Consider the following 22,272-nt stretch of genomic DNA (forward strand, 5'->3'; position numbering starts at 1 on the left):
CAGTTACGCTTTTACTTCAATCCTAACGACTTTGCCCCAACGCGCTACTGCTCACGTTCATTTCAGAACTATTTTTGAGATTTTTCCTCATAATTTCGAGTTTTAGTTGCCAAAACTCGGTGGTTCATCCTCATTCTGCGTCTTGGGAGTCTCGAAAGCTCCCTGACCTGGGTTAGCCCACTGTGCAGAATTATCAGCACCAAAACCGCCTTGGCCAAAGCCACCGACAGGAGTCTCGGCTTGTGGGTTAAAGCCTTGAGCAGTAAATCCACCACCGGGGTTAAAGCCACTATCGGGGTTGAAGCCGCCATCTGGGTTAAAGCCTTGGGAAGCGTCGAAAGCTGGGGAAGAATCACTAGAAAAACCTTGTTGACCAGCGACACCAGCACTTGCTTGTTGTGTCGTGGACTGCACAGCATTCCCCGTGTTCCCGGCTTTCTTAGCACCGCGACCTGCTCGGCGCGTCTGCTTAGGATTCGGCTTCGCTGTGGTGTTCTCTAGCACCGACAATCTACTTTGGCGCAGCGCCCCAATGCGTTCAACTGCCTTAGCATTGATCGACGCCACAATATCGGCAAGATATGCGTCTTGGATATTCTCGTCAGCAAGCATAACCAAAGTGATATCTTCTTCATTATTTGGATTCATCGTGAGGAACCAATGGTTATGCACCGCAAGCGGCAATTGTGCCTGGTTATTGCGTTGGGCACCGTCGTCCGCAATCGACAAAGGATCATTGACCACAACATGAGCTGGGGTAAATGGGTTGAGCCCAAGTACTACATTGAGTTGATACCCCGCAGCTGAGGCTGAACGACTATCCAATGAATATGCGTTCTGCGAAATCAACTCGGCATAATCAATGTTGAATGGCTGCCCAGTATCGGCTCGGTAAATACCAGCGCCTTTCTGAGTAATCGGCACCCGGTACGCATAGACTCGTGGCTTTGATGGCATTTTTCCAGCGACGTACTTCATGAGGTACAAAATCAACAGTGGAATTGCCAGCGCCGCGACGAGCACCACAAACATCACAGCGGTAAAAGTTACCGCATTAACTGGCACACTCATCGCACCGCGCACTGGAATAGTAGTCTCACCAGCGTCATTACCTTGTTCATCACTAAAGTGCACTGTGAGGTAACCGCTGACAGGACCGTCGGCAAGCTCTTGGCTACGAATAGTAAGTGGGAATGTTGCTTGCTCACCACGCTCGAGGACAAGCGCTCGGTCGGCACTACTATGTTCTGTCTCTACGGCGAGATCAGCAGGATCTAAACCGCGCGGCAAGGTTGGATCCCCCAGCATAATGGTGTCTTCCAGCCATATTTTTCCAGGACCAGACACAGGCACCTCGACAGTGTGCTCTTTCTCGGTGATCTGACCAAGATCAATAGTTCCCGGCAATGAAGGCAAAGACTCAAGGGTGATCGACACCGGGGTTTCATAGGTGATAGGGGCTAACTTAGTGCCGGGCTTATCGCCGCTGGCAGCGGTAGTAATATCCGCACGGAGTTTCACTACCCCACTGGTAGGTTGAGTAATTGCCTCTAATGGCACCTCGACGAAAGCCCCATCTTTAATGGAAATGTCGTGGGCCAACGGAGTTTCTGTGCCGTCAATGTTTTCAAGCACAGCGCTTAATGTGGCATCTCCGTCTAGAGCAACAGGTTCACCTGAACTATCCACCAGAGCCACTGAGAGAGGTTCGGTATTAAGGTGGCTGAGCGTATTCTCGCCAGCACCATCAACAGCTATTTTTAGCCCTGGGCGAATAAGCATCTGTGCCCGGTACGTGGCATCAGCAATATCAGGGGCACGATACCCAAATACCCATTGGCCTGCCCAATCACCAGTACGCTCCATATACACATCAACCATGCCTGGTACTGATTCATTAAATTGGGTCGTGACCGTCGCTGAGCCAATAGTGCTCTGCCCTGGCTGCAACTCCACTGGCTGACCACCTGGGGCAATAAGATAAGGAATAGGTGCTTTATCAGCGGGCACATTCAGGTCTTTTTCCGGCAAACCGGAAAGGCGAATAGGACTTACACTATTATCAAGCACAAACTCAAATGGTTCGTTGATGTTCATCCCGGCGCGTGAATAGCTACCACCTGCAGGAAGAGCGGATCTAAACGCAGCCATGAGTCCGGCAGCGTCAGCACCAGCAAAGAATTGACCATTAGCGGTTTCTCCATTGCCACATTGCATATCAGACTCTGATATGTCTTTAAGCAGGCTCATGTCTTGGCGACCACCCGCGGTGAGCCCGACAGAGAAAATGTGGATACCGCTGCGTCGTAATGCTGCCACTGGGCCTTGTGCTGCACATAAATCTGTGCGAGCAGCGTCGGCATCTTGATCTTTCATGGTCATTTTGCCGTCGCTGAAAATCATGACTGCCCGACATGGCGCATCACTGGCACCAGCAGTAGCAAGTGCTCCTTGGAATGCGTCTGGGTATTGGGTGAAATTATCTTTGGTACGCTCTTGGAACTTCTTTAATTGCCCGACGACCTCACTCACACCACGATCATCGGAAAGAGCAGACCAGCTGCCATAGTTAGGCTCGTCATTGTAATATCCCTCGCCAAAGCCAGCAGTACGAACGCGAATATCCACCCCGGTTTCCTGACCATAGCGAGCGAGTTCTTTCACAAAGTCAGAAGCAGCATCGACGCGCAATGCTTTGGGATCTGTGGCTGGGATACCGTCGAACTCATCGACCAAAGAGGCTGACTGATCCATCACAATGAGCAAATCTCCACGCTGGGAGCCAGCCATGCACGCGGCAAAATCACTCATTGCAGAGGATTCTTGTTGCTCTGCCGGCTGTGCCTGCGGTGCTTGTTGAGCTTGGGCAGATGCTGAACCCAGCCCCAACGTCGCTAACGAGCAACCAAATGCCAGCACACCAGCGATAGCACTCGCGCCAATTTTTTTGAGTTTTCTACCAGCTATTCCCACTGTGTACTCTTTATTCCCTTGTTGTGTCTTGACTTCTTTTCTCTGTGTCATTTCTCTATTTGCCATCACGTGTGTTTCTTTCAGCTCTACCACTTCATTTTCCCTATAGCTTTGAGAACCACAGTGCTATTTCACAACCAGTAATCAGCACACCAAGTAACCCTGCTGCAATACTAAGCCGATAGAGCAACACCTGAGTGCCGTTACCGATGTAAGGGTTTGCAGCACGAATAGCATTGTCTTTCATCAGGTATATTCCCAGCACCACAAAGGAAATGACTCCGCAAAGGAGCCATCCCACGCTGGCAATAGCCACATAGGCGCTGTCGGTAGCATTAAGAGGACTGATGAGCACTCCTAAACCAATACATAGCCCCAGGAAGGCACATACTGCTGCAATAATCACTGGCGCCCAGGGTCCAGAGACAAAACGTACTGGCACGCTGCTATGCGTGGCATTGTAACCAGTGGCGTTGTAACCGGTAGCAGGTGCTTGAGAGGAATCTACCCATTGAGCATTGCTGGAATTATGAGTTCCACCGCCGAAACCTGATCCTTGGGGAAAGTTGTTGGTCACCCGTCTATCTCTTTTCTTTTTGCTGGTAGCTAATAAGTTTTCTTTGAGCGTATCACTGCTATCTCCCAGATGCCACAGTTCTTTCCTGTGCATTTCTGGGGTAAAAACACCTATACCCCTTGTACCCCTTGTTCAGTTATTACTGCCGGTTCCGTCTCAGTCTGTTCAGAATGAATTGGTGCACCAGTCTCGACAGGGTCTACAACAGAGGTCACAATCTGTTCTTGATCTGTAGGTTCTTGCTTGTGCTCCCCTTGAACAGCCTGCACAATAACAGCACTACCGACGCCTATCAATGCAGTTATAGCTGCGGTAGCCAGGCTCAAACCAATAATGCGGGGCACGCTAGGCCGTGGAGAATATGGAGAATATGGAGAATATGCTGCAGAATTTTGCGCCGGTGCAAAACCACTGTCTGTATGGTTAGTGCTATCAGTATTAAAAGACATCTCTTTCCCGCCTTCCTATACATTTCCTCTGTATATTCTAGAGTTTCTTGTTCTCGCTTTACACCCTTTCGCCATGCTTTTCCTCAAGAGTGTAATGTTCTTGGGTTCTTCGTCGATAGCAAAACATGGATAATAGTTTCCTCGATCCTCGTACTTCTGTTAGGATTGGGAAATAATTTGGTAGCTGTCTATACGCTTATCAATAAATTCGAGAGGATTTTTCATGGGTTTACGTTCTAAAATGATCGCTGGTGCTTTTGCGTGCATGAGCGCTTTGAGCCTTGCCGTCATTCCAGCTCACGCTGCAGAGGGAAACTTTGTTAGCTTCGGTGATTCCATCCCAGCTGACCCAACTCCGGGCGATTATCTCAACGATAAAATCAGCAAAGCAGTCAATGCACCAGGAAAAAACAATCTCAATTGTGCTACTAACCCTAATGGTTTTGCTGCACAAGCAGCTGCTCGCCTTAATCTTGATCTTGCGGACTACTCCTGTGCCGGTGCTAGTGCTTTTACTGGCGGTCAGCACATTAGCGCTCAGGTCGATAAAGCTATTGCCGACGGCAAGCTCAACGCTGGCACCAAAGTTGTTAGCATCATGGCAGGATTCAACGACACCTACCCACACTACATCAACAAAACCCTCTCAGCTGCCGATATTCGTGCACGCTACGTTGGTGAGATGAGTGCTCAGATCAACCGCATCAAGGCGGCTGCTCCACAAGCCACAATCAAGACCATAGGTTATAACCAAATCACCGATGGTGACTTCGTTTGCCTCGTCCATGTTGGCGGCAATGCATCTGATCGTACTTTCATGCCTGTGATGAATGAAATCGAGCAGCTCGTGCAAAATATGCAGCGCGATACCGCTAATGCTACCGGTACTCAATTCGTAGACATTAAACCAAGTTCTGCCGCTCACGGCATCTGCGCTCCTGACCAGGATCGTTGGATCTCTGGTGTTGTTGATCTTCCAGTAGTACGTAACTTGCCACTGCACCTTACTGTAGGTGGTCACGCAAATACTGCTGAGCAGATTGTCCGCAGCTAAAATGTGAGCACATTGTCTCTGTGCTCGCACAACGAAAATCCCAGACTCATACTTTCCCGGTAGTGTCTGGGATTTTTCTTATGCCATTTTACTTCCGATCACCTATTGGGCTACATCTCTAAGCGATAACAAGTACACATCATTTTCATACCATCTCCTTGCCCCCCCCTATTGCGCAACTAGGATAAGTGGTACGCGGGCATGGACAAAGTGATATTCAGCAGCTCATACACCTTAATCACAATCAAAAATGGAGGAATTTTTATGGCAGACACAGTGGAGAATGCGCTAGAAAAATATGGTTCTCTGTTGATGTATATCTCGTTCACCGTTTTAGCTTTCATGAATGGCAATGCTGTCGTAAGTGCAATGGGTGTGCTTGCCCTAGTCGTAGCCATTATCCATGTTTTCCGTCCATTACCTTGGTTATCATCGGTGAGCAATGTGCTTCTGATAGTGGCAATGATCATTTTTTCATTCAACAGGGGCTGGAATATCATCGCTTGGCTACTAATCGTTGCTCTTTGTTTAATCATCGGAGGCTATGTCTGGAAGGAACTCTCAGACCACAAGTAACAGTGAAAACATACCAAAACCGTCTACTCCGCAATACGAGTAGACGGTTTTTAGCATTATTGAGCTTGACCATTATGCTTGACGCGCACCCCAAAAATAGGCTCTGCCTTGGTACATGAAGCAATCGCTGCTCCTTGTTGGCCATTGATTACGTGTTTGTTCACACGTCCACGTTGATTGATATGGTCCCATCTTTGCCCACTCAAAGCCCTGACCTAGGGTTCCTGCAGGTGGTTGTGGAAAAGCCTCCTGCGCCGGTTGAGCAGGTTGTGCAGGTTGAGCAGGTTCTATTTGCCGCACTGGTTGCTGAGGTATAACTCCCCGAGTTGGTTGAGGCGCTACAATCTCTGGTTCTGTATCCCCTCCCTCCTCTGCGACTTCGTTATGCTCTTCCTCCGTCGCTACTTCTGCATCTGCTGTATCTTCAGCACTTTCTGTAGGTGGAGCTTCTGTAGCGGTTACTGTTTGCGTGACAATACTTGGCGTTTTCTCACCTTGTGCTCCACAAGCACTCAGCGTGACCCCCAACGCAATGCTCACTATAGAAAGAGCAATGCGCATATGAGCACTATGACTTCCCCAAACATTCTTCATGGCATAACCATAGCATGAACCACTTTTGGAGTATTCTCGTCTGTCTTTGCATACTAAGAAACCCGTCGGCGCTCATATTTTTAGCGTCCCGACGGGTTCTTATGGTTTTCCTATGTTTTAGGAGTTGAATGCGTCATCCAATGGAATGGATGCGCCGGTGAATTCACCGTATCCATCGTCACCGTAGATGGAGTCACCATAGGTTGGGATGGAGTATGCAGCATTGCGTGCAGCCTCAGTTGGTTTCACTGCAATGTTGCGGTAACGAGCAATACCGGTACCAGCTGGGATGAGCTTACCGATAATGACGTTTTCTTTCAGACCGATGAGCTTATCGGAACGCTTGTTAATGGCAGCGTCGGTAAGCACACGGGTTGTCTCCTGGAAGGAAGCAGCAGAGAGCCATGATTCGGTAGCCAAGGAAGCCTTGGTGATACCCATGATCTCAGAGCGCAATTCCGCTGGCTGCTTACCTGCGGCAACTGCCTCAGCATTTGCTGCTTTTGCCTCGGAGAGATCCACGAGAGTACCTGGTAGGAACTCGGTAGATCCGGATTCAATCACTGTTCCACGACGCAACATTTGGCGAATAATAATCTCAATGTGCTTATCGTGAATTGCCACACCCTGTGCACGGTACACAGCTTGTACTTCATCAACGAGGTGCTGTTCGACGCCACGTCGTCCGAGCACTTCAAGAACGTCGTGTGGATCAGCAGGTCCGCGGAGGAGTCGTTCACCAACTTCAACGTGGTCGCCTTCACGCAGAGTGCGCTCGATGAATGCACCTGGGTTGTTCTCCATTGGCACGCGGATTGATGCTAGACCCTGACGCTTGGATAGCTTCTCGTAGATGACATCATCGGAGCCATCGTCGGGAGTGATGGTGAGAGTGTAGAAATTACCCTCATCAGTCAAGCTGACGGTACCGGCTACGGAGGCGATAGGTGCGCGGTTCTTTGGTACACGTGCCTCGAAGAGTTCCTGAACACGTGGCAAACCACCGGTAATATCGCCACCAACACCACCTTGGTGGAAGGTACGCATTGTCAACTGGGTACCTGGCTCACCAATGGACTGCGCTGCCACAATACCAACGGCTTCGCCGATATCCACGAGCTGACCAGATGCCATGGACTTGCCATAGCACTTAGCACACACACCTGTTGCAGTCTGGCAGGTTAGTACGGAGCGTACTTTCACACGGGTAATACCAGCGTCGACGAGTTTCGCAATGATTTCTTCAGTGAGATTTTCACCTGCGGAAACGATTGTTTCGTCATTGACAGTCACGTCGGTTGCGACAACACGACCAGAAACACTGGTTTCGATGAGGTCATGGGCGCGGTAACCGGTGACTTCGCCTTGAGCATCTTTTACTTCTACTGCCACTGGAACGCGGATACCTTGGCGGGTGCCACAGTCGTCTTCGCGAACGATAACATCCTGAGCCACGTCCACCAGACGACGGGTGAGGTAACCAGAGTCAGCAGTACGCAACGCGGTATCGGCAAGACCTTTACGGGAACCGTGGGAGTTGTTGAAGTACTCGAGCACCGACAGACCTTCACGGAAGGAGGTCTTAATTGGGCGGGTGATGTAGTCACCCTTTGAGTTCACAACCATACCCTTCATACCAGCAAGGGTCCAGATCTGACGCATGTTACCGGCAGCACCGGACTTCACGATCATTGGGATTGGGTTGTCATCTGGGTAGAGTGCTTCGACTGCGTTACCCACAGTGTCAGTTGCATCTTTCCAGAGTTCAACGAGACGGTCATAGCGTTCGCGCTCAGTAAGAGCACCCTGCTCCCAGTATTTGCGCTCGATCTTGCGTGCCTCGCTCTCGTAGGAGTCAAGGATCTCGTCTTTGTTTGGCAAGACAAGCACGTCAGACATGGTGATGGTAACGCCAGAGCGAGTTGCCCAGTAGAAACCGGCGTCTTTCATCTTATCCATGGTCTGAGCCACAGTGATCATTGGGTATTTAGCTGCAAGGTCATTGATGACGTCGCCAAGCATGAGTTTGTCACTGCCGCCACCTTTACGAACCATCACACCTTCAAGGTATGGGTAGTTCCACGGCAAGAGCTCGTTGAACATTACTCGACCGAGGGTGGTGTCAGCCAACCAGGATTGTCCTTGCTCCCAGCCTTCTGGGAAGAGTTCAGCTTCAATATCAGCTGGTGGGCGCAAGTGGCTAATCCGTACCTTGATTTTCGCCTGTAGCCCAAGCACACCACGGTCATATGCCATGATGGCTTCTGCGTAGGAAGAATATACACCCGTTGCTGGACCATTTTCGGTCGCAGGTGCATAGGCTCCCTGGGAACCAAATTCCCCATTGGTCTTGTTCATGGTGAGGAAGTACAAACCAGTCACCATGTCCAGACGAGGCATAGCCAATGGCTTACCAGACGCTGGGGATAGAATGTTGTTCGACGCAAGCATCAATACGCGAGCCTCAGCTTGTGCCTCTGCGGATAGTGGCAGGTGCACAGCCATCTGGTCACCGTCGAAGTCAGCGTTGAATGCCTCACACGCTAGTGGGTGGAGCTGGATTGCTTTACCTTCGATCAGCTTAGGCTCGAATGCCTGAATACCTAGACGGTGCAGGGTTGGTGCACGGTTGAGCATCACTGGGTGCTCGGCAATAGCCTCTTCGAGAACGTCCCACACCTCTGGGCGCTGACGCTCCACCATGCGCTTTGCGGACTTGATGTTTTGCGCATAATCGTTTTCCACCAAACGCTTCATCACGAATGGCTTGAACAGCTCCAAAGCCATCAGTTTTGGCAAACCACATTCATGCAGTTTGAGCTGCGGACCGACGATAATAACGGAACGACCAGAGTAGTCAACACGCTTACCCAAGAGGTTCTGACGGAAACGTCCTTGCTTACCCTTGAGCAGATCGCTCAAGGACTTCAGTGGTCGGTTTCCTGGACCATTCACTGGGCGACCGCGACGACCATTGTCGAAGAGCGCATCCACAGATTCTTGTAGCATACGCTTTTCGTTGTTCACGATGATCTCAGGTGCGCCAAGATCAATCATGCGCTTGAGGCGGTTATTGCGGTTAATCACACGACGGTAAAGGTCGTTGAGGTCGGAGGTCGCAAAGCGACCACCGTCTAGCTGCACCATTGGGCGCAACTCTGGTGGAATGACTGGAATGCAGTCAAGAACCATTCCTGCTGGATCATTACCGGAGCGCTGGAAAGCTGCAACAACTTTGAGGCGCTTGAGGGCACGGGTCTTTTTCTGACCTTTACCATTCTTGATGATTTCGCGTAGTTCCTCTGCCTCTTTGTCGAGGTCAAAGTTACGGATGAGGGTCTGGATTGCTTCTGCACCCATGCCACCGGTGAAGTAGTCCTCGAAGCGATCAACAAGCTCTTCATAGATAGAGTCGTCGATGATCATCTGCTTTGGCGAGAGTTTGACGAATGTTTGCCAAATCTCCTCCAAGCGGTCGATTTCTAGCTCAGCACGTTGGCGAATGCTGCTCATTTCCTTTTCTGCAGCATTTTGCACTTTACGACGTGCATCTGCTTTGGCACCAGCTGCCTCAAGTTCAGCTAGATCTTCTTCTAGCTTTTGCGCGCGCTCAGCAATTTCAGACTCGGCATCTGCCTCAACGTCTTTCTTTTCGAGCAGCATTTCCATTTCAAGGGTGCTCATATCATTGTGACGCGCTTCTTCATCAACGCTAGTGATGATGTTAGCGGCGAAGTAGATGATACGCTCGAGGTCTTTTGGAGGTAGATCCAATAAGTAGCCTAGGCGTGATGGCACACCCTTGAAGTACCAGATGTGTGTTACTGGTGCAGCAAGTTCAATGTGTCCCATACGCTCACGGCGCACCTTGGACTTGGTTACTTCAACGCCACAGCGTTCACAGATAATGCCCTTGTAGCGGACACGCTTGTATTTACCACAAGCACATTCCCAGTCGCGGGTTGGACCGAAGATGCGCTCACAGAACAAGCCGTCCTTCTCTGGCTTAAGAGTACGGTAGTTAATGGTCTCCGGCTTCTTGACCTCGCCTTTAGACCAACGACGGATGTCGTCGGCTGTAGCCAGGCCGATGCGGAGCTCATCGAAGAAATTGACGTCTAACACGTCACTGCCTTTCCCCTCGGACTAATTCCAAGAGATGATAGTGGTTCCAATTGTGATGTTAGTTTCCGCCTGCCTGCTAGTTCCCTTGTAATGAGCGAACTAGCAGCCAGACCTGGGGTATTAAGCGATGTCAGCGTCGGAGCGTTCATCACGAGACAAGTTAATGCCAAGGGAAGCGCCAGCTTGATCGAACTCATCGTCCTCTGAGCCGGATAGTTCCATTGGGGTACCGTCTGCGGAGAGAACTTCCACGTTGAGACAGAGGGATTGCAATTCTTTGAGCAACACCTTGAATGACTCAGGAATACCTGGGTCTGGAATGTTCTCGCCTTTGACGATTGCCTCATAGACTTTGACACGACCAACCACGTCATCGGACTTAATGGTCAATAGCTCCTGGAGGGTGTAGGCGGCACCATATGCCTGCATTGCCCACACTTCCATTTCACCGAAGCGCTGGCCACCGAACTGTGCCTTACCACCCAGAGGCTGCTGGGTAATCATGGAGTAAGGACCCGTGGAACGTGCGTGAATCTTCTCATCAACCAGGTGGTGCAGCTTCAGGATATACATGTAACCAACAGATACTGGATCGTGGAATGGTTCACCTGAGCGTCCGTCGAATAGCTGCGCTTTACCATTGGCGTCTACCATGACGTCACCGTCACGATTTGGACGAGAATTAGCAAGCAGACCAGCTAGTTCTTCGTTGGATGCACCGTCGAATACTGGGGTTGCGGTCAAAGATCCTGCAGGAACGTCGTAAAGTTCTTCTGGGAGGAGCTTCATCAACTCAGCGTTATCTGGGTTGTCTGTGTCAATCTTCCAACCAGCAGCAGCCAACCAGCCGAGGTGAACCTCGAGCACCTGACCGATGTTCATACGACGTGGCACACCGTGAGTGTTCAAGATGATGTCTACTGGAGTACCGTCTGGCAAGAATGGCATATCTTCAGCTGGCAAAATCTTACCAACCACACCCTTGTTACCGTGGCGACCAGCGAGCTTATCACCGTCTTGGATCTTACGTTTTTGAGCCACGTACACGCGGATCATTTCGTTTACGCCTGGTGCGAGATCATCATCGTCTTCACGAGAGAAACGACGAACACCGATAACTTTACCAGTCTCACCGTGTGGCACCTTCATGGAGGTATCGCGAACCTCACGAGCTTTCTCACCGAAAATAGCACGCAGGAGGCGCTCTTCTGGGGTCAGCTCTGTTTCACCCTTCGGGGTGACCTTACCGACGAGGATATCGCCGTCACGAACATCTGCACCGATGCGAACAATACCGCGCTCGTCGAGATCTTTGAGCACGTCCTCGCTCACATTTGGAATTTCACGAGTGATTTCCTCGGCGCCGAGTTTGGTGTCACGCGCATCAATTTCGTGTTCTTCAATGTGGATGGAGGTCAGGATGTCTTCTTCCACGAGACGCTGGTTCAAGATGATAGCGTCCTCGTAGTTGTGACCTTCCCAAGGCATGAACGCAACAAGCAAGTTGCGTCCCAATGCCATTTCACCATTGTGAGTACCTGGACCATCAGCGATAACCTGACCTGCTTCTACGCGGTCACCAATGTTGACCAATGGTTTTTGGTTATAGCTTGTGCCCTGGTTAGTGCGCTCAAACTTGCGCAAGCGGTAGGTATCACGGATACCTTCATCGTCCATCACGGTGATGAAGTCAGCAGACAGGTCTTCAACGACTCCGGCTTTCTTGTTAATCACAAGATCACCTGCGTCGTAAGCTGCACGAAGTTCCATACCGGTACCAACAAATGGTGCTTCAGCACGCACAAGTGGCACTGCCTGGCGCTGCATGTTCGCACCCATGAGGGCACGGTTAGCGTCGTCGTGCTCGAGGAATGGAATCATTGCGGTTGCAACCGACACCATCTGACGAGGTGAGACGTCCATGTAGTCAATCTCAGTATTCTTGACCACGGCTACCTCACCGTTCTTCATGCGAACAGTGACGCGGTCGTCAAGAATGTAGCCGTCTTTATCTACTGCAGTTTTCGCCTGAGCCACTGCATAACGGTCTTCTTCATCAGCGGTGAGGTAGTCGATTTGGTCGGTAAGGCGACCATTTTCTACCTTGCGGTATGGGGTTTCAATAAACCCAAATGGGTTCACGCGAGCATAAGATGCCAAAGCACCGATCAGACCAATGTTTGGGCCTTCGGGAGTCTCAATTGGACACATACGACCATAGTGAGAAGCGTGAACGTCTCGAACCTCAATACCAGCGCGTTCACGGGACAAACCACCAGGACCAAGCGCAGAGAGACGACGCTTGTTGGTCAAACCAGAAAGTGAGTTGTTTTGATCCATGAACTGCGACATCTGTGAAGTACCGAAGAACTCACGAATGGCAGCAGAAACTGGGCGCACGTTAATCAACGAGGTTGGTGTGATCGACTCAGCGTCCTGAGTGGTCATGCGCTCGCGAACCACACGCTCCATACGAGACAGACCTACACGAACCTGGTTTTGGATAAGCTCACCGACGGTACGCAAACGACGATTACCAAAGTGGTCAATATCATCAACCTCAACTGGGATCTCACGACCAATTGGGGAGGTCATGGTCTGCTCGCCTTCATGCAAACGCACAAGGTATTCCAGTGTGGTGGCAATATCTTCTTCGGTAAGAGTCATTAGACCTTCATTGTCGCCACCTAAACCGAGCTTGCGGTTTACCTTGTAGCGACCAACTTTAGCGAGATCATAGCGCTTTGCCTTGAAGAATGAGTTATCCAGCAAGGAGCGAGCCAGATCACGAGTTGGTTGCTCGCCTGGACGCTGCTTGCGATAGATTTCTAGGAGAGCGGCGTCGGTACGCTCAGCTGGATCGATTTTCTCGAAACCGTCATCTTCCAGAGTCTGCATCATGATGCCAGAGAACCCGAAGCGTTCCTGGATCTGCTGGGTTGTCCAGCCCAATGCACGTAGGAACACGGTTACTGGCTGACGACGTTTGCGGTCGATACGTACTCCGACGGTATCGCGCTTGTCAATGTCAAACTCTAGCCATGCACCACGGGAAGGAATGACCTTCGCTGAATGTAATGGACGCTCAGTTGATTTGTCGATTGTCTGGTCAAAGTACACACCAGGAGAACGCACAAGCTGAGACACAACAACACGCTCAGTACCATTAACAATGAACGTGCCTTTGTCTGTCATCATTGGGAAATCACCAATGAAAACTGTCTGTGACTTGATTTCCTGGGTGTCGTTATTAATAAACTCGGCTGTCACATAGAGTGGTGCAGAGTAATTAATATCTTTGTCTTTTGCCTCGTCGATAGTGTTCTTCATGTCCTCGAAGCGTGGCTCCGACAACGACAGAGACATGTTTCCAGAATAATCTTGGATAGGTGAAAGCTCCTCGAGGATATCCTCGAGACCGCTAGTGACGCGAACGCCCTCACCTAGCTCTTCTTGCTTACGGGCACGCCACTCAGGGGTACCGATAAGCCAAGCGAATGATTCTAATTGAATATCAAGAAGCCCCGGGACCTCGATTGGTTCCGTGATTTTGGCAAACGATTTACGTTTTGGAGCCCCAGGGATATCGGCCTTGGTCTGGCGGGAGACTGCCAAGATGGGTCCTTCCAGCACCTCACGCGGATGATGGCCCCGCAATATTGACCACCAAAACCGCTGGTAATTGTCTATTTTCCAGTCTGCTATGAGGTAGTTTTCCCAGATAACACTAAGTGACCTTGTCAAATCCGCGTTTTTGCACGGCGATCAAGGTCAAAAAATTAGCTGGATACTTTCCTCAGCGCAATTGACTAGCATATACCACTTCTAAAAGAAAGTAAAGTGATATTTACAATACCCACAACCACGCACAATACATACCCCCACATGGCGCAAATAGCAAAAATCCCTTATCCCCCAAGAACGGGACATAAGGGATTACGCTTGTTTACGTCATACTATGCAGAACGCAAATGACCACCAGTGGTCACCTTCGGACGTGCTTTCTTCACAGTGCCCTTAGATTTCTCTTCCTGCTTGCTATGCTTTTCGACGTTTTCCTTAACGGTTTGAGCAATAACAGTGGCAGAACCTTGAGGCTTAGGCTGTGACTGCGGCTGTGGCTTATCAGCTTCGACAGTTTCTTTCTTCACAACAGGCTTGTCTGGAATAACCGTCACAATGTTTTTCTCGCTTTCCTCAGGCTCAGGCTGAGGTGTCTCAGAGACTTCTGGTTTTTCATTCTCAGTACTTTGGACAGGTTGCTTAGGCGTAGTTACCTTAGAGCTTGGTTCCACAGTAGTTGACTGATCTGAATTAGTTGGCTTATCACTAGCAGGTGTTTCCTTGCTAGGGGTTGACTCTTCGCTAACAGCTGTAGTTGTTTCTGGAACTGTGGTTGGCGGAACTGTGGTTTCAGGAGGACAAATGGTAATGTGCTGGAAGCCTTGGTCACAGTTGTCCTCAGCACCATTAAGGGCACCGTAAAAATTCGTGGCAGAATCCAAGTCAAGGTTAAAAGCTTTAACGTATTGTCCATAGCGGTCGCTTGTAGCTTCGGTATCCTGACCGATAGTGTCAAAGCGGCCAGTGTTTTCTGTTATGGCGCAGAGACCCGCTTTGACACCTTGTCCAGAGCCTTCCTCAATTCCATTCGTCTTATAAAACTCAACAATCGCTTTACGTTGTTCTGGAGTTTGTTCTTCGGTCATTACTGGAGGAAGTTCTCCCGTGTTAGCCCAAACCGGGTTTTCCCACATATCATTCGGTTCTTTCAGGGACGTACACTCTTCAGCCGCACTGCCGAATGCGTTTTCATTGTTGCATTTCCACAGCATATTTTCCACGCGGATTGGCACATAAGTGTCCTCGCCAAGGGATTTAACTGTACCTTTGACCTCAAAAGTGTAGACTCCAGGCTTATTCCCCAAGCTAATGCGGTAAGAGTTCCACTCAGGTTGGTTATCCAAAGAAGAAGGAGTTACTCCCATTTGCTCAAAAGTGAGAGTGTCTCCACTGGTGAACTTATAGAAAGGGGTGATGCCAGTAACTTCGTCACGTTCTACATTGGCAGTGTCTAGCTCAGCAGCCTCTTTGAGGGGGACTTCATAATCCACTTCTTTAGCTGGAACAGAGTCAATATCTGCGGTGGGAGCTTCACCAATATGAACGGCTTCTGCAGGCATATGGGTGAGACGGATTGACGTCACATTCACTGTTGCAGGAAGTAGAATCTGCGCGGATTTAGTTGTCTGGATGTGATCTTCCGAGTGAACCAATGGTGCTATCTGCACCTGCCAGGTGACTTCCGCGTCGTCACCAACTTCTTTTACACAGGTGGAACCACTATCGCAGTTCGCGCCACCCCATGAACCGAATACATTTTCTGATTCCACAGCTAATACCGAGGGGGGGGGAGTAGAACTCCCGCACCAAGTGCCGTTGCGGCAGCCACGGCTGCTGCGCGCTTGGCAAAGCGTTGCATAACCATCATTCTTCTCTTTTCTTTCTTAAACTACGCTCTCTTGGTATTCCCCGACCAGAGAGCACCATCAGGCTGAGAAAAACCTAAAAGCCTCCTTATCATAACCATAAAGTGCATATGCACACCATACTCATCACCCCCACCAAGGTGTTCTATCCCCAATTTTCACTCCTGAGTAGGCCAACTTTTTAGGCGCACCATCCACAGTGCAGAAAAAGCAATACCCACTATTGCGCAAGCAAGAGCAGATTGCACAGACCAAAGAGAAACTCAGGCACAGCCACCAAAACAATACGCGTTATGTCAGCGCTAGCGAGCTGAGCCAAAAGCATAATGAACACACTCAAAGCAGGTACAGTGATGGCTGCCATATAAAGATTCTTTGCATTCTGAACCGCAAATTCCGTGGCGGCAACAACTGCGCCAAGCAACCCGCCCAGCGCACCGAGCACCCCGACGACCCCCATCTCCCAACCACCAAAACCCAAAACCCGAACACAATAAACCACAAAACCCGCCTGGAAAATAGAGCTAAAGAAATTAAAGTGAAACGAAGTGAAGGTGAGGCACTTAAGGAAGTCATGCCCCAAGATAAAGCGGAACCCCTTAAATGATTGCCGCACCACTCCAGGCTCATATGACTCAGATACGGCAGTCGCCCCCTCTTTCTGCCCAGACCTTCTCCAAGAAAACCACGCAATCGCAGAGCATAAGACCGCTAAGGCAAAATTGAAGGAACCGATGAGCATGGTCGTCGCAAAGCTAAAAATACTGACCAAGATTCCGCCGAACCCCAATCCGCCCAGCTCAGACAATATCCCAGCACTGCGCAACAAAGAATTAGCTCGGTTAAGCGAGCGATCATCACGACCAACGATCTCCACAATAGCGCTATTAACACCCGCCTCACCCAGCAGAGAAGAAAAACCCAAGATAAATAAGCACGCATAAAGCACGGGCAAAGACGGTTGCATCGCAAGAGATAACGCCAGAATCGCTGCACTCAATAAGCGAATAGCATTGGCAAAAGTAATAGCACGCGCACCACCAAGCTTGTCGACGAAACCCGCAATCACAAGACCAAAAAACAAAGCAGCTGCCGACTCCGTTAAATTAAGGGCGGCTACCTGCATAGCCGAGGCATCAAAAACCGCAATTGCGGCAAGAGGAGCCGCAAAAAGAATGAGCTGCACGCCCAGCGCACTCCACAACTCCGCACTAGCCAGCAATGTTATGAGCCGCTTTGTTGTATTCATGGGCGTTATCCTAATCACAGGATCCCCAAAAAATAAAAGTCCTAGCACTGGTTGGTGCTAGGACTTTTAGATTTCTAAGAAACAAAAATTACGCTACGCGTAGATGTCCACCCGTAGTAACTTTAGGACGGTCTTTCTTCGCTACAGTCTTAGCCTGCTTAGCGACGTTATCCTTTACACTTTCAGTGATAACGGTCTTAGGTGCAGGCTTAGATTCTGGTTTAGAATCGGCAGGTTCGTCCTGCTCAGGTTGTTCAGGATTGCCCTCAGGCTCTACAACTGTGGTAACAACCTCACCCTGCTCAACCTCAGTGTCTGTGTCAGGCAGAGTTGGTGGAACAACAGGCTTAACTGGTTCCTCACGTTCTTCAGGACGCTCAGCTGGCTTCACAGGTTTCTCCTGCTCCGGTTCCTGTGGTTCTTCAGAAGGAGTAGGCTCCTCAGATTCTTGAGGTTCTTCGCTAGAGGTTGGTTCTTCGGAATCTCCAGGTTCCTCAGTTTCCTTAGAAGGCTTAGCAGGCTCAACCTCCTCTTCCTCAGAAGGTATTGGTTCCTCAGACTCTACAGGCTCCTCACTAGGCGGCACCTCAGTCTCCTCATCAGGACAAAGAGTAATATGCTGGAAGCCCTGATCACAGTTATCCTCACCACCATTAAGCGAACCATAATAATTCACCGCAGGGTTCAAGTGAAGATTAAACGTCTGCATATACTTCGCGTATCTATCGCCACCAGTCTCGATATCCTTACCAATCGTGTCGAAACGACCAGTATTACGAGTAACCGCACACGAACCCACGCTCGTTAAGCCATGGCGAGTGCCCTGATCAGCATACAGATTAGCAATACGCTCATTTTCTAAAGCGTTTTCTTTATTACGCTGCTCAATCTCTACTTTACGAGCTTCAGACGCAGACTCATCTTCAGGAATCATTGGGATAGAGACAGGAGGTAATTCACCAGTACGACCCCACACATAATCCTTCAAGGATTGGCACCCCTCTTCCTCGCTACCAGGTCCACCACCCTCAGAAGAACACTTCCACAACATATTATCCGCACGAATCGGAATATAGGTATCCTCACCGACTGCTTCAACAGTACCGGTGACCTCAAAAGTGAATACACCCAGCGCGTTCAAGCCGATTTGATAGAAATCCCAATCAGGCTGATACGCAAAACTAGAAGACTCAACACCATATGGGTCTCTCGCCGGAACATCAACATCATCTTTTTGAGAAGCAGAAGTTTCGAGCGAACCGGCAGGATTCTTCACAAACGACGACACATAATATGTCTCGTTATCCTTTAGTTCCTCCATTGAATCAACAATAGGAACCTGGTAATCCACCATCTTTGCAGGAACATAGCTCCAGCTAAAATTATCAGAAGAGTAGTATTTTTGCGCCGGCATATGCGTCAACTTAATCGACACATCTTTCACCGTAGATGGGATCATAATCTGCGCACCACGAGAGGTTTGGATGTGATCCTCAGACATCACCAAAGGTGATAACTGCACTTGCCACGTGACCTGTGTTTCATCCCCTACTTGTTTCACACAGGTTGAACCAGTGTCACAGTTCGCACCACCCCACGAACCACGAACATTATCAGCACCGTAACCCTCGGAGCTGTCGCCGCCACCGCTATAAGTACCAGTACCGCTGCCAGCGGCTAATACCGAGGGGGGGGGCTAGAAAACCCGAACCAAGCATACTTACGGCAACAACCGCCGCAGCACGCTTAGCAAAACGATTCAACAACATTATTTCCTCAATTTCTTCCTAGGAAAAAGAACAAAAACGCTTCTCAATCTCCCTCAGCCACGAAACACAAAGCTGAGAAAAACCTAAAAGCCCCCTCATCATAACCCAAACAACATAATTTTCCACCATAAATAGGACTTCTCCCTGAAACACCCAGTAATCTACGTCCCCTTTCCAAACCTATACCCCATGCTGGTGTAACCACTTATCAAACAGAACATTAACCAAAGATGAAAACCTGGATTCCGTCGAGCGCATAAAGAAAACAGTCGGTATCTTTTTAGTGTTTTGGTTTTGTTTCCTTCAATTCTTAACTCGAAAGATAACACTTACTATGAAAAAATATCTGCCAGCACGGGCTATGCTCGCAGCAACCCTAGTCAGCGCACTTATGCTCAGCGGTTGCAGCAATAGTGAAAGCGACAGCACCGCCGAAAAAACCAGCGCCGCAGCAAACGCAGCGAACACGTCCCAAGCTCCTACACCACTGGCAGCCAATAGCAACGCAGCTGCAAGCGCCAAGCTACCTACCACTTTCGATTTGCAAGCACACCGTGGTGGTCGAGGCGAATGGACCGAAAACTCACGCACCTCTTTTGAGAATGTCAAGAATGTCGGCGTTACCACCATTGAGCTTGACATTCTTGTCTCCGAAGACGGAGTACCAGTGGTATGGCACGATGAGGACATTCAGGCAGAAAAATGCGCAGATACCGCACCTGCCACCCCGCAAGACCCCGAGTTCCCATACGTCGGAAAGCTCATTAAAGATTTGTCTTGGGCACAATTGCAAACCCTCGACTGCAACAAAGCACTCGAGAAGTTCCCAGAAGCAAAACATGAACAGGGTACAAAGCTCATTCAGCTCAGTGAACTCTATGACATCTATGCTGGTACCGACGCGTATTTTAATGTCGAGGCAAAGGTAGCCGTGGAAAAACCAGGCACCAACAAACCAAACCCAGAAATTGTTAGCGCAATGCTGGGCGCGATCAATGCGTCTGGTATGGCAGATCGCACCACAATTCAGTCCTTCGACTGGAGCATTTTCCCGCTCTTCCGTGAACAAGCCCCTGAGATTCCATTGGCACTACTCTGGGACGAAACCACCTGGAAGTCTGGTTCCGCATGGACCGGTTCCGTAGATTATGACGCTGTAAAAGGCGATGTCATTGCAGCCGCCAAGCAGCTCGACGTACAGATCCTGTCCCCTGGTTTTGCGGTTCCTTATGACGCAGCCGCCGGCGATAAAGACTATCACCCTGTGGCGACACCAGAGTTTATGCGCAAAGCGCACGAGGCTGGCTTGCGAGTAATCCCATGGACAATCAATGATGAAGCAACAATGCGAGAGCAGATCGACGCTGGTGTCGACGGCATTATCACTGATTATCCATCCAAGCTCAAGAAGATTCTGGACGAAAAAGGCGTGGAGTATAAGTAGGTTTTATACTCAGAGATCGACAGCATATTCACGAAGATAATCTCGTAAATAAGGCAAGCTAAAGTCGATCTCTCCTTTATTTGCGGTTGGCGTTATCATCTCAGCATTGATCAGGCGACGACGGTAGTTACTGATGTACTGAGCAGTTTTCCCTAACCTCTGCGCAATATCTGTGAGCTGTGATGGACCATCATCTTGTGCCATGCACGCTAAAAAAGCACGGTCAGTATACGAAAGATCCGATAACGCTGGCTCGTGCACAAGTTGCCCCAACTTACGACGCGCCCTCTGGATACTTTGCTCAGCAGCTTCCACCGATATGCTCTGGTTTTCCCGCATATGAAACGCCGCTTGTCCAACAAGTTGAATCATGAATGGATATCCTGCGCACGCTTTCACCGCATATTTAAGTGCGGTTTGATCCCATTCCACTCCCAATTCTTTTACAGGATCATTTAACGCAACACGAACTTCCGCATCGGAAACTTTTTCCAAAACAATGCGATTGGCTCTGCGCAAAAACGTAACTGGGTTTGCATCATTATCACTAGCCAACAATGGTCTGATTGCAGAGGGTATCCCAGCCATTGCTACTGCAATTTCGCCTTCTCTACGCATAATATGCTGAATAGTTGCACTAAAGTCAAATACCTCATCCCTGCGTAGATGATGTATTTCGTCGAGAGTAATCAGCAATCCGGTGGGTTCTTGTTTCATTTTCTTATCAATACTGTGCTGATATACCAACAAATCTTCTATAGCATCTCGCAAGGTATATGTAGTTTCGTGCAATGCACGTGTTTCCCAATTAAGCCCCAAACCTAGATTAAAAATCGTAAGATTTAAGCCAGTAAGTGTCTTCTTATCAGAAGCCAAAATTTTGATGATTCGATCCCGAATGCGATCTACAAAACCTGGTGTTGCAGTCTCATCAATAATGCGCCAACCACGTTGCTCAGCGCAGTCCTCAAATGCATTGAGGAGCACTGTCTTTCCGATTCCGCGCGCACCAATAATTAATGAGGTACGTTCATGAGTGCCAGGACCATTATCGAGAGCAAAACCGAAATCCTTAATAAGGACATCACGTCCTACCAATAATGGTGGTGTGGTACCAAAAGTAGCTCTAAACGGATTACGCATTCTCTCCATGCACTCAGTGTAATCAAAGTACTTGTGTATCGCTATTTAATTTATGTAGTTTATGTAATTTGTTTATTTTATGAACTTTATGAACAAAGGGGGATAATCGTGTTCCGCACCCATAAGATGAAAAACCACAGCTAGAATGCTTAAACCATCTATAATCTTCCATGTCGCCACTATCTTTTATACTGCTCGCTACAAACAAAGTAGGAATAAAAGTACAGCGCAAAGGAAATAAACAGGTGTCTAGTCTCAGCAAAACACATGGGATATGTGAAGCTACTGGTAAGCGTCGGTATGCGAATTGGATTTCTGCCATGACGATTATGTCGCGGATTAAAGCTGTGTCGCCTACTGTAGCTGGCAGAAGAAAAATGCCAGTTCGGATATACAAATGCCATGCTTGTAAAGATTTTCATCTCACCAGCATGACTCAGCGAATATACCAAAAACAGCAGACGCACTCCTCCTCAGTGGCATTATCAAAAGAATTGGAGAAGAAAGAATTAGCTAAACCCTTGGGGAGCAAAGAAGTGGATGCGTTATTCGATAAAGCCAGAAATCATGCGGAGTTAACTCCAGATTTAGAAGTATTTTTGTATGAAATGCAATATCAAATCCAGGTTTTAGGTTCCAGGGCTTGCCTTGATGCGCAGCACACACTGCGCGAACTGATATGCCATTTTTATGATGAACATACCTGGATTGCTACTGCCAAAAGCCGCGGCTACCACAACCCAGATGTCGACCAAAGCTGAATCACTAATTATCATTAGCTTATCCCCAGGATCAAGCACAGCAGACCACGCATGAGTGCAATCCTCCAG

The 22,272-nt window shown here is 49.2% G+C and carries 14 protein-coding genes; 4 read left to right on the forward strand and 10 right to left on the reverse strand.

Features of this window, described 5'->3' with window-relative positions:
- Positions 1 to 102 precede the first annotated feature (102 nt).
- The 3 genes from EML15_RS08915 to EML15_RS08925 are packed head-to-tail and all read right to left on the reverse strand — an operon-like array spanning position 103 to position 3,999.
- Positions 103 to 3,024 (reverse strand): vWA domain-containing protein, encoded by a 2,922-nt coding sequence (locus EML15_RS08915; protein ID WP_144275397.1) that lies wholly within the window; start codon positions 3,022 to 3,024, stop codon positions 103 to 105.
- 52 nt (positions 3,025 to 3,076) lie between these two features.
- Positions 3,077 to 3,643 carry a hypothetical protein gene (locus tag EML15_RS08920; protein WP_144275396.1) on the reverse strand — a complete coding sequence of 189 codons (567 nt, stop codon included), beginning with the start codon at positions 3,641 to 3,643 and terminating at the stop codon, positions 3,077 to 3,079.
- Positions 3,644 to 3,660: 17 nt separating this feature from the next.
- Positions 3,661 to 3,999, reverse strand: a complete 339-nt coding sequence (locus EML15_RS08925; protein WP_144275394.1) for a hypothetical protein — start codon at positions 3,997 to 3,999, stop codon at positions 3,661 to 3,663.
- Between the two features lie 223 nt (positions 4,000 to 4,222).
- On the opposite strand from EML15_RS08925, the gene EML15_RS08930 reads away from it, so the two are divergent.
- Both EML15_RS08930 and EML15_RS08935 read left to right on the forward strand, forming a co-directional pair.
- Positions 4,223 to 5,053, forward strand: a complete 831-nt coding sequence (locus EML15_RS08930) for a GDSL-type esterase/lipase family protein (RefSeq protein WP_144275392.1) — start codon at positions 4,223 to 4,225, stop codon at positions 5,051 to 5,053.
- 264 nt (positions 5,054 to 5,317) lie between these two features.
- Positions 5,318 to 5,629: a hypothetical protein gene (locus tag EML15_RS08935; protein ID WP_144275390.1), complete on the forward strand. Its 312-nt coding sequence runs from the start codon at positions 5,318 to 5,320 to the stop codon at positions 5,627 to 5,629.
- Positions 5,630 to 5,701: 72 nt separating this feature from the next.
- Here the strand turns inward: EML15_RS08935 and EML15_RS08940 are convergent, their stop codons facing one another.
- From EML15_RS08940 to EML15_RS08965, 6 genes are all read right to left on the reverse strand, one after another.
- Entirely contained in the window at positions 5,702 to 6,223 is a 522-nt protein-coding gene (locus EML15_RS08940) for a hypothetical protein (RefSeq protein ID WP_185967243.1), read from the reverse strand.
- A 117-nt stretch (positions 6,224 to 6,340) separates the two neighbouring features.
- A complete protein-coding gene (locus tag EML15_RS08945) occupies positions 6,341 to 10,348 on the reverse strand; it encodes a DNA-directed RNA polymerase subunit beta' (protein ID WP_144275388.1) in 4,008 nt (1,335 codons plus the stop codon).
- A 120-nt stretch (positions 10,349 to 10,468) separates the two neighbouring features.
- Positions 10,469 to 13,981, reverse strand: a complete 3,513-nt coding sequence (locus tag EML15_RS08950) for a DNA-directed RNA polymerase subunit beta (RefSeq protein WP_168195107.1) — start codon at positions 13,979 to 13,981, stop codon at positions 10,469 to 10,471.
- A gap of 323 nt (positions 13,982 to 14,304) precedes the next feature.
- Positions 14,305 to 15,741, reverse strand: coding sequence for a hypothetical protein (locus tag EML15_RS08955; RefSeq protein WP_210472005.1), 1,437 nt, complete (start codon positions 15,739 to 15,741; stop codon positions 14,305 to 14,307).
- Positions 15,742 to 16,057: 316 nt separating this feature from the next.
- Positions 16,058 to 17,086: an MFS transporter gene (locus EML15_RS08960; protein ID WP_144275384.1), complete on the reverse strand. Its 1,029-nt coding sequence runs from the start codon at positions 17,084 to 17,086 to the stop codon at positions 16,058 to 16,060.
- Between the two features lie 88 nt (positions 17,087 to 17,174).
- The gene (locus tag EML15_RS08965; protein WP_144275382.1) at positions 17,175 to 18,647 is read right to left on the reverse strand and encodes a hypothetical protein; all 1,473 of its coding nucleotides are present in this window, start codon (positions 18,645 to 18,647) and stop codon (positions 17,175 to 17,177) included.
- Between the two features lie 542 nt (positions 18,648 to 19,189).
- On the opposite strand from EML15_RS08965, the gene EML15_RS08970 reads away from it, so the two are divergent.
- Positions 19,190 to 20,299: a glycerophosphodiester phosphodiesterase family protein gene (locus EML15_RS08970; protein ID WP_246858243.1), complete on the forward strand. Its 1,110-nt coding sequence runs from the start codon at positions 19,190 to 19,192 to the stop codon at positions 20,297 to 20,299.
- Positions 20,300 to 20,308: 9 nt separating this feature from the next.
- Here EML15_RS08970 and EML15_RS08975 read toward each other — a convergent pair whose 3' ends face one another.
- Positions 20,309 to 21,451 carry an ATP-binding protein gene (locus EML15_RS08975; RefSeq protein WP_144275380.1) on the reverse strand — a complete coding sequence of 381 codons (1,143 nt, stop codon included), beginning with the start codon at positions 21,449 to 21,451 and terminating at the stop codon, positions 20,309 to 20,311.
- 236 nt (positions 21,452 to 21,687) lie between these two features.
- Between EML15_RS08975 and EML15_RS08980 the strand changes: the two genes are divergently transcribed.
- Positions 21,688 to 22,203, forward strand: coding sequence for a hypothetical protein (locus EML15_RS08980; protein ID WP_144275378.1), 516 nt, complete (start codon positions 21,688 to 21,690; stop codon positions 22,201 to 22,203).
- Positions 22,204 to 22,272 lie beyond the last annotated feature (69 nt).

Origin of the sequence: Corynebacterium sp. sy017, from assembly GCF_017918135.1 — a bacterium.
Taxonomy (GTDB): Bacteria; Actinomycetota; Actinomycetes; order Mycobacteriales; family Mycobacteriaceae; genus Corynebacterium.

Bases quoted from the DNA above. Each gene is read 5' to 3' on its own strand.
- EML15_RS08915 (WP_144275397.1), bottom strand. From the start codon at position 3,024: ATGACACAGAGAAAAGAAGTCAAGACACAACAAGGGAATAAAGAGTAC.
- EML15_RS08920 (WP_144275396.1), bottom strand. From the start codon at position 3,643: ATGCACAGGAAAGAACTGTGGCATCTGGGAGATAGCAGTGATACGCTC.
- EML15_RS08925 (WP_144275394.1), bottom strand. From the start codon at position 3,999: ATGTCTTTTAATACTGATAGCACTAACCATACAGACAGTGGTTTTGCA.
- EML15_RS08930 (WP_144275392.1), top strand. From the start codon at position 4,223: ATGGGTTTACGTTCTAAAATGATCGCTGGTGCTTTTGCGTGCATGAGC.
- EML15_RS08935 (WP_144275390.1), top strand. From the start codon at position 5,318: ATGGCAGACACAGTGGAGAATGCGCTAGAAAAATATGGTTCTCTGTTG.
- EML15_RS08940 (WP_185967243.1), bottom strand. From the start codon at position 6,223: ATGAAGAATGTTTGGGGAAGTCATAGTGCTCATATGCGCATTGCTCTT.
- EML15_RS08960 (WP_144275384.1), bottom strand. From the start codon at position 17,086: ATGAATACAACAAAGCGGCTCATAACATTGCTGGCTAGTGCGGAGTTG.
- EML15_RS08970 (WP_246858243.1), top strand. From the start codon at position 19,190: ATGAAAAAATATCTGCCAGCACGGGCTATGCTCGCAGCAACCCTAGTC.
- EML15_RS08975 (WP_144275380.1), bottom strand. From the start codon at position 21,451: ATGGAGAGAATGCGTAATCCGTTTAGAGCTACTTTTGGTACCACACCA.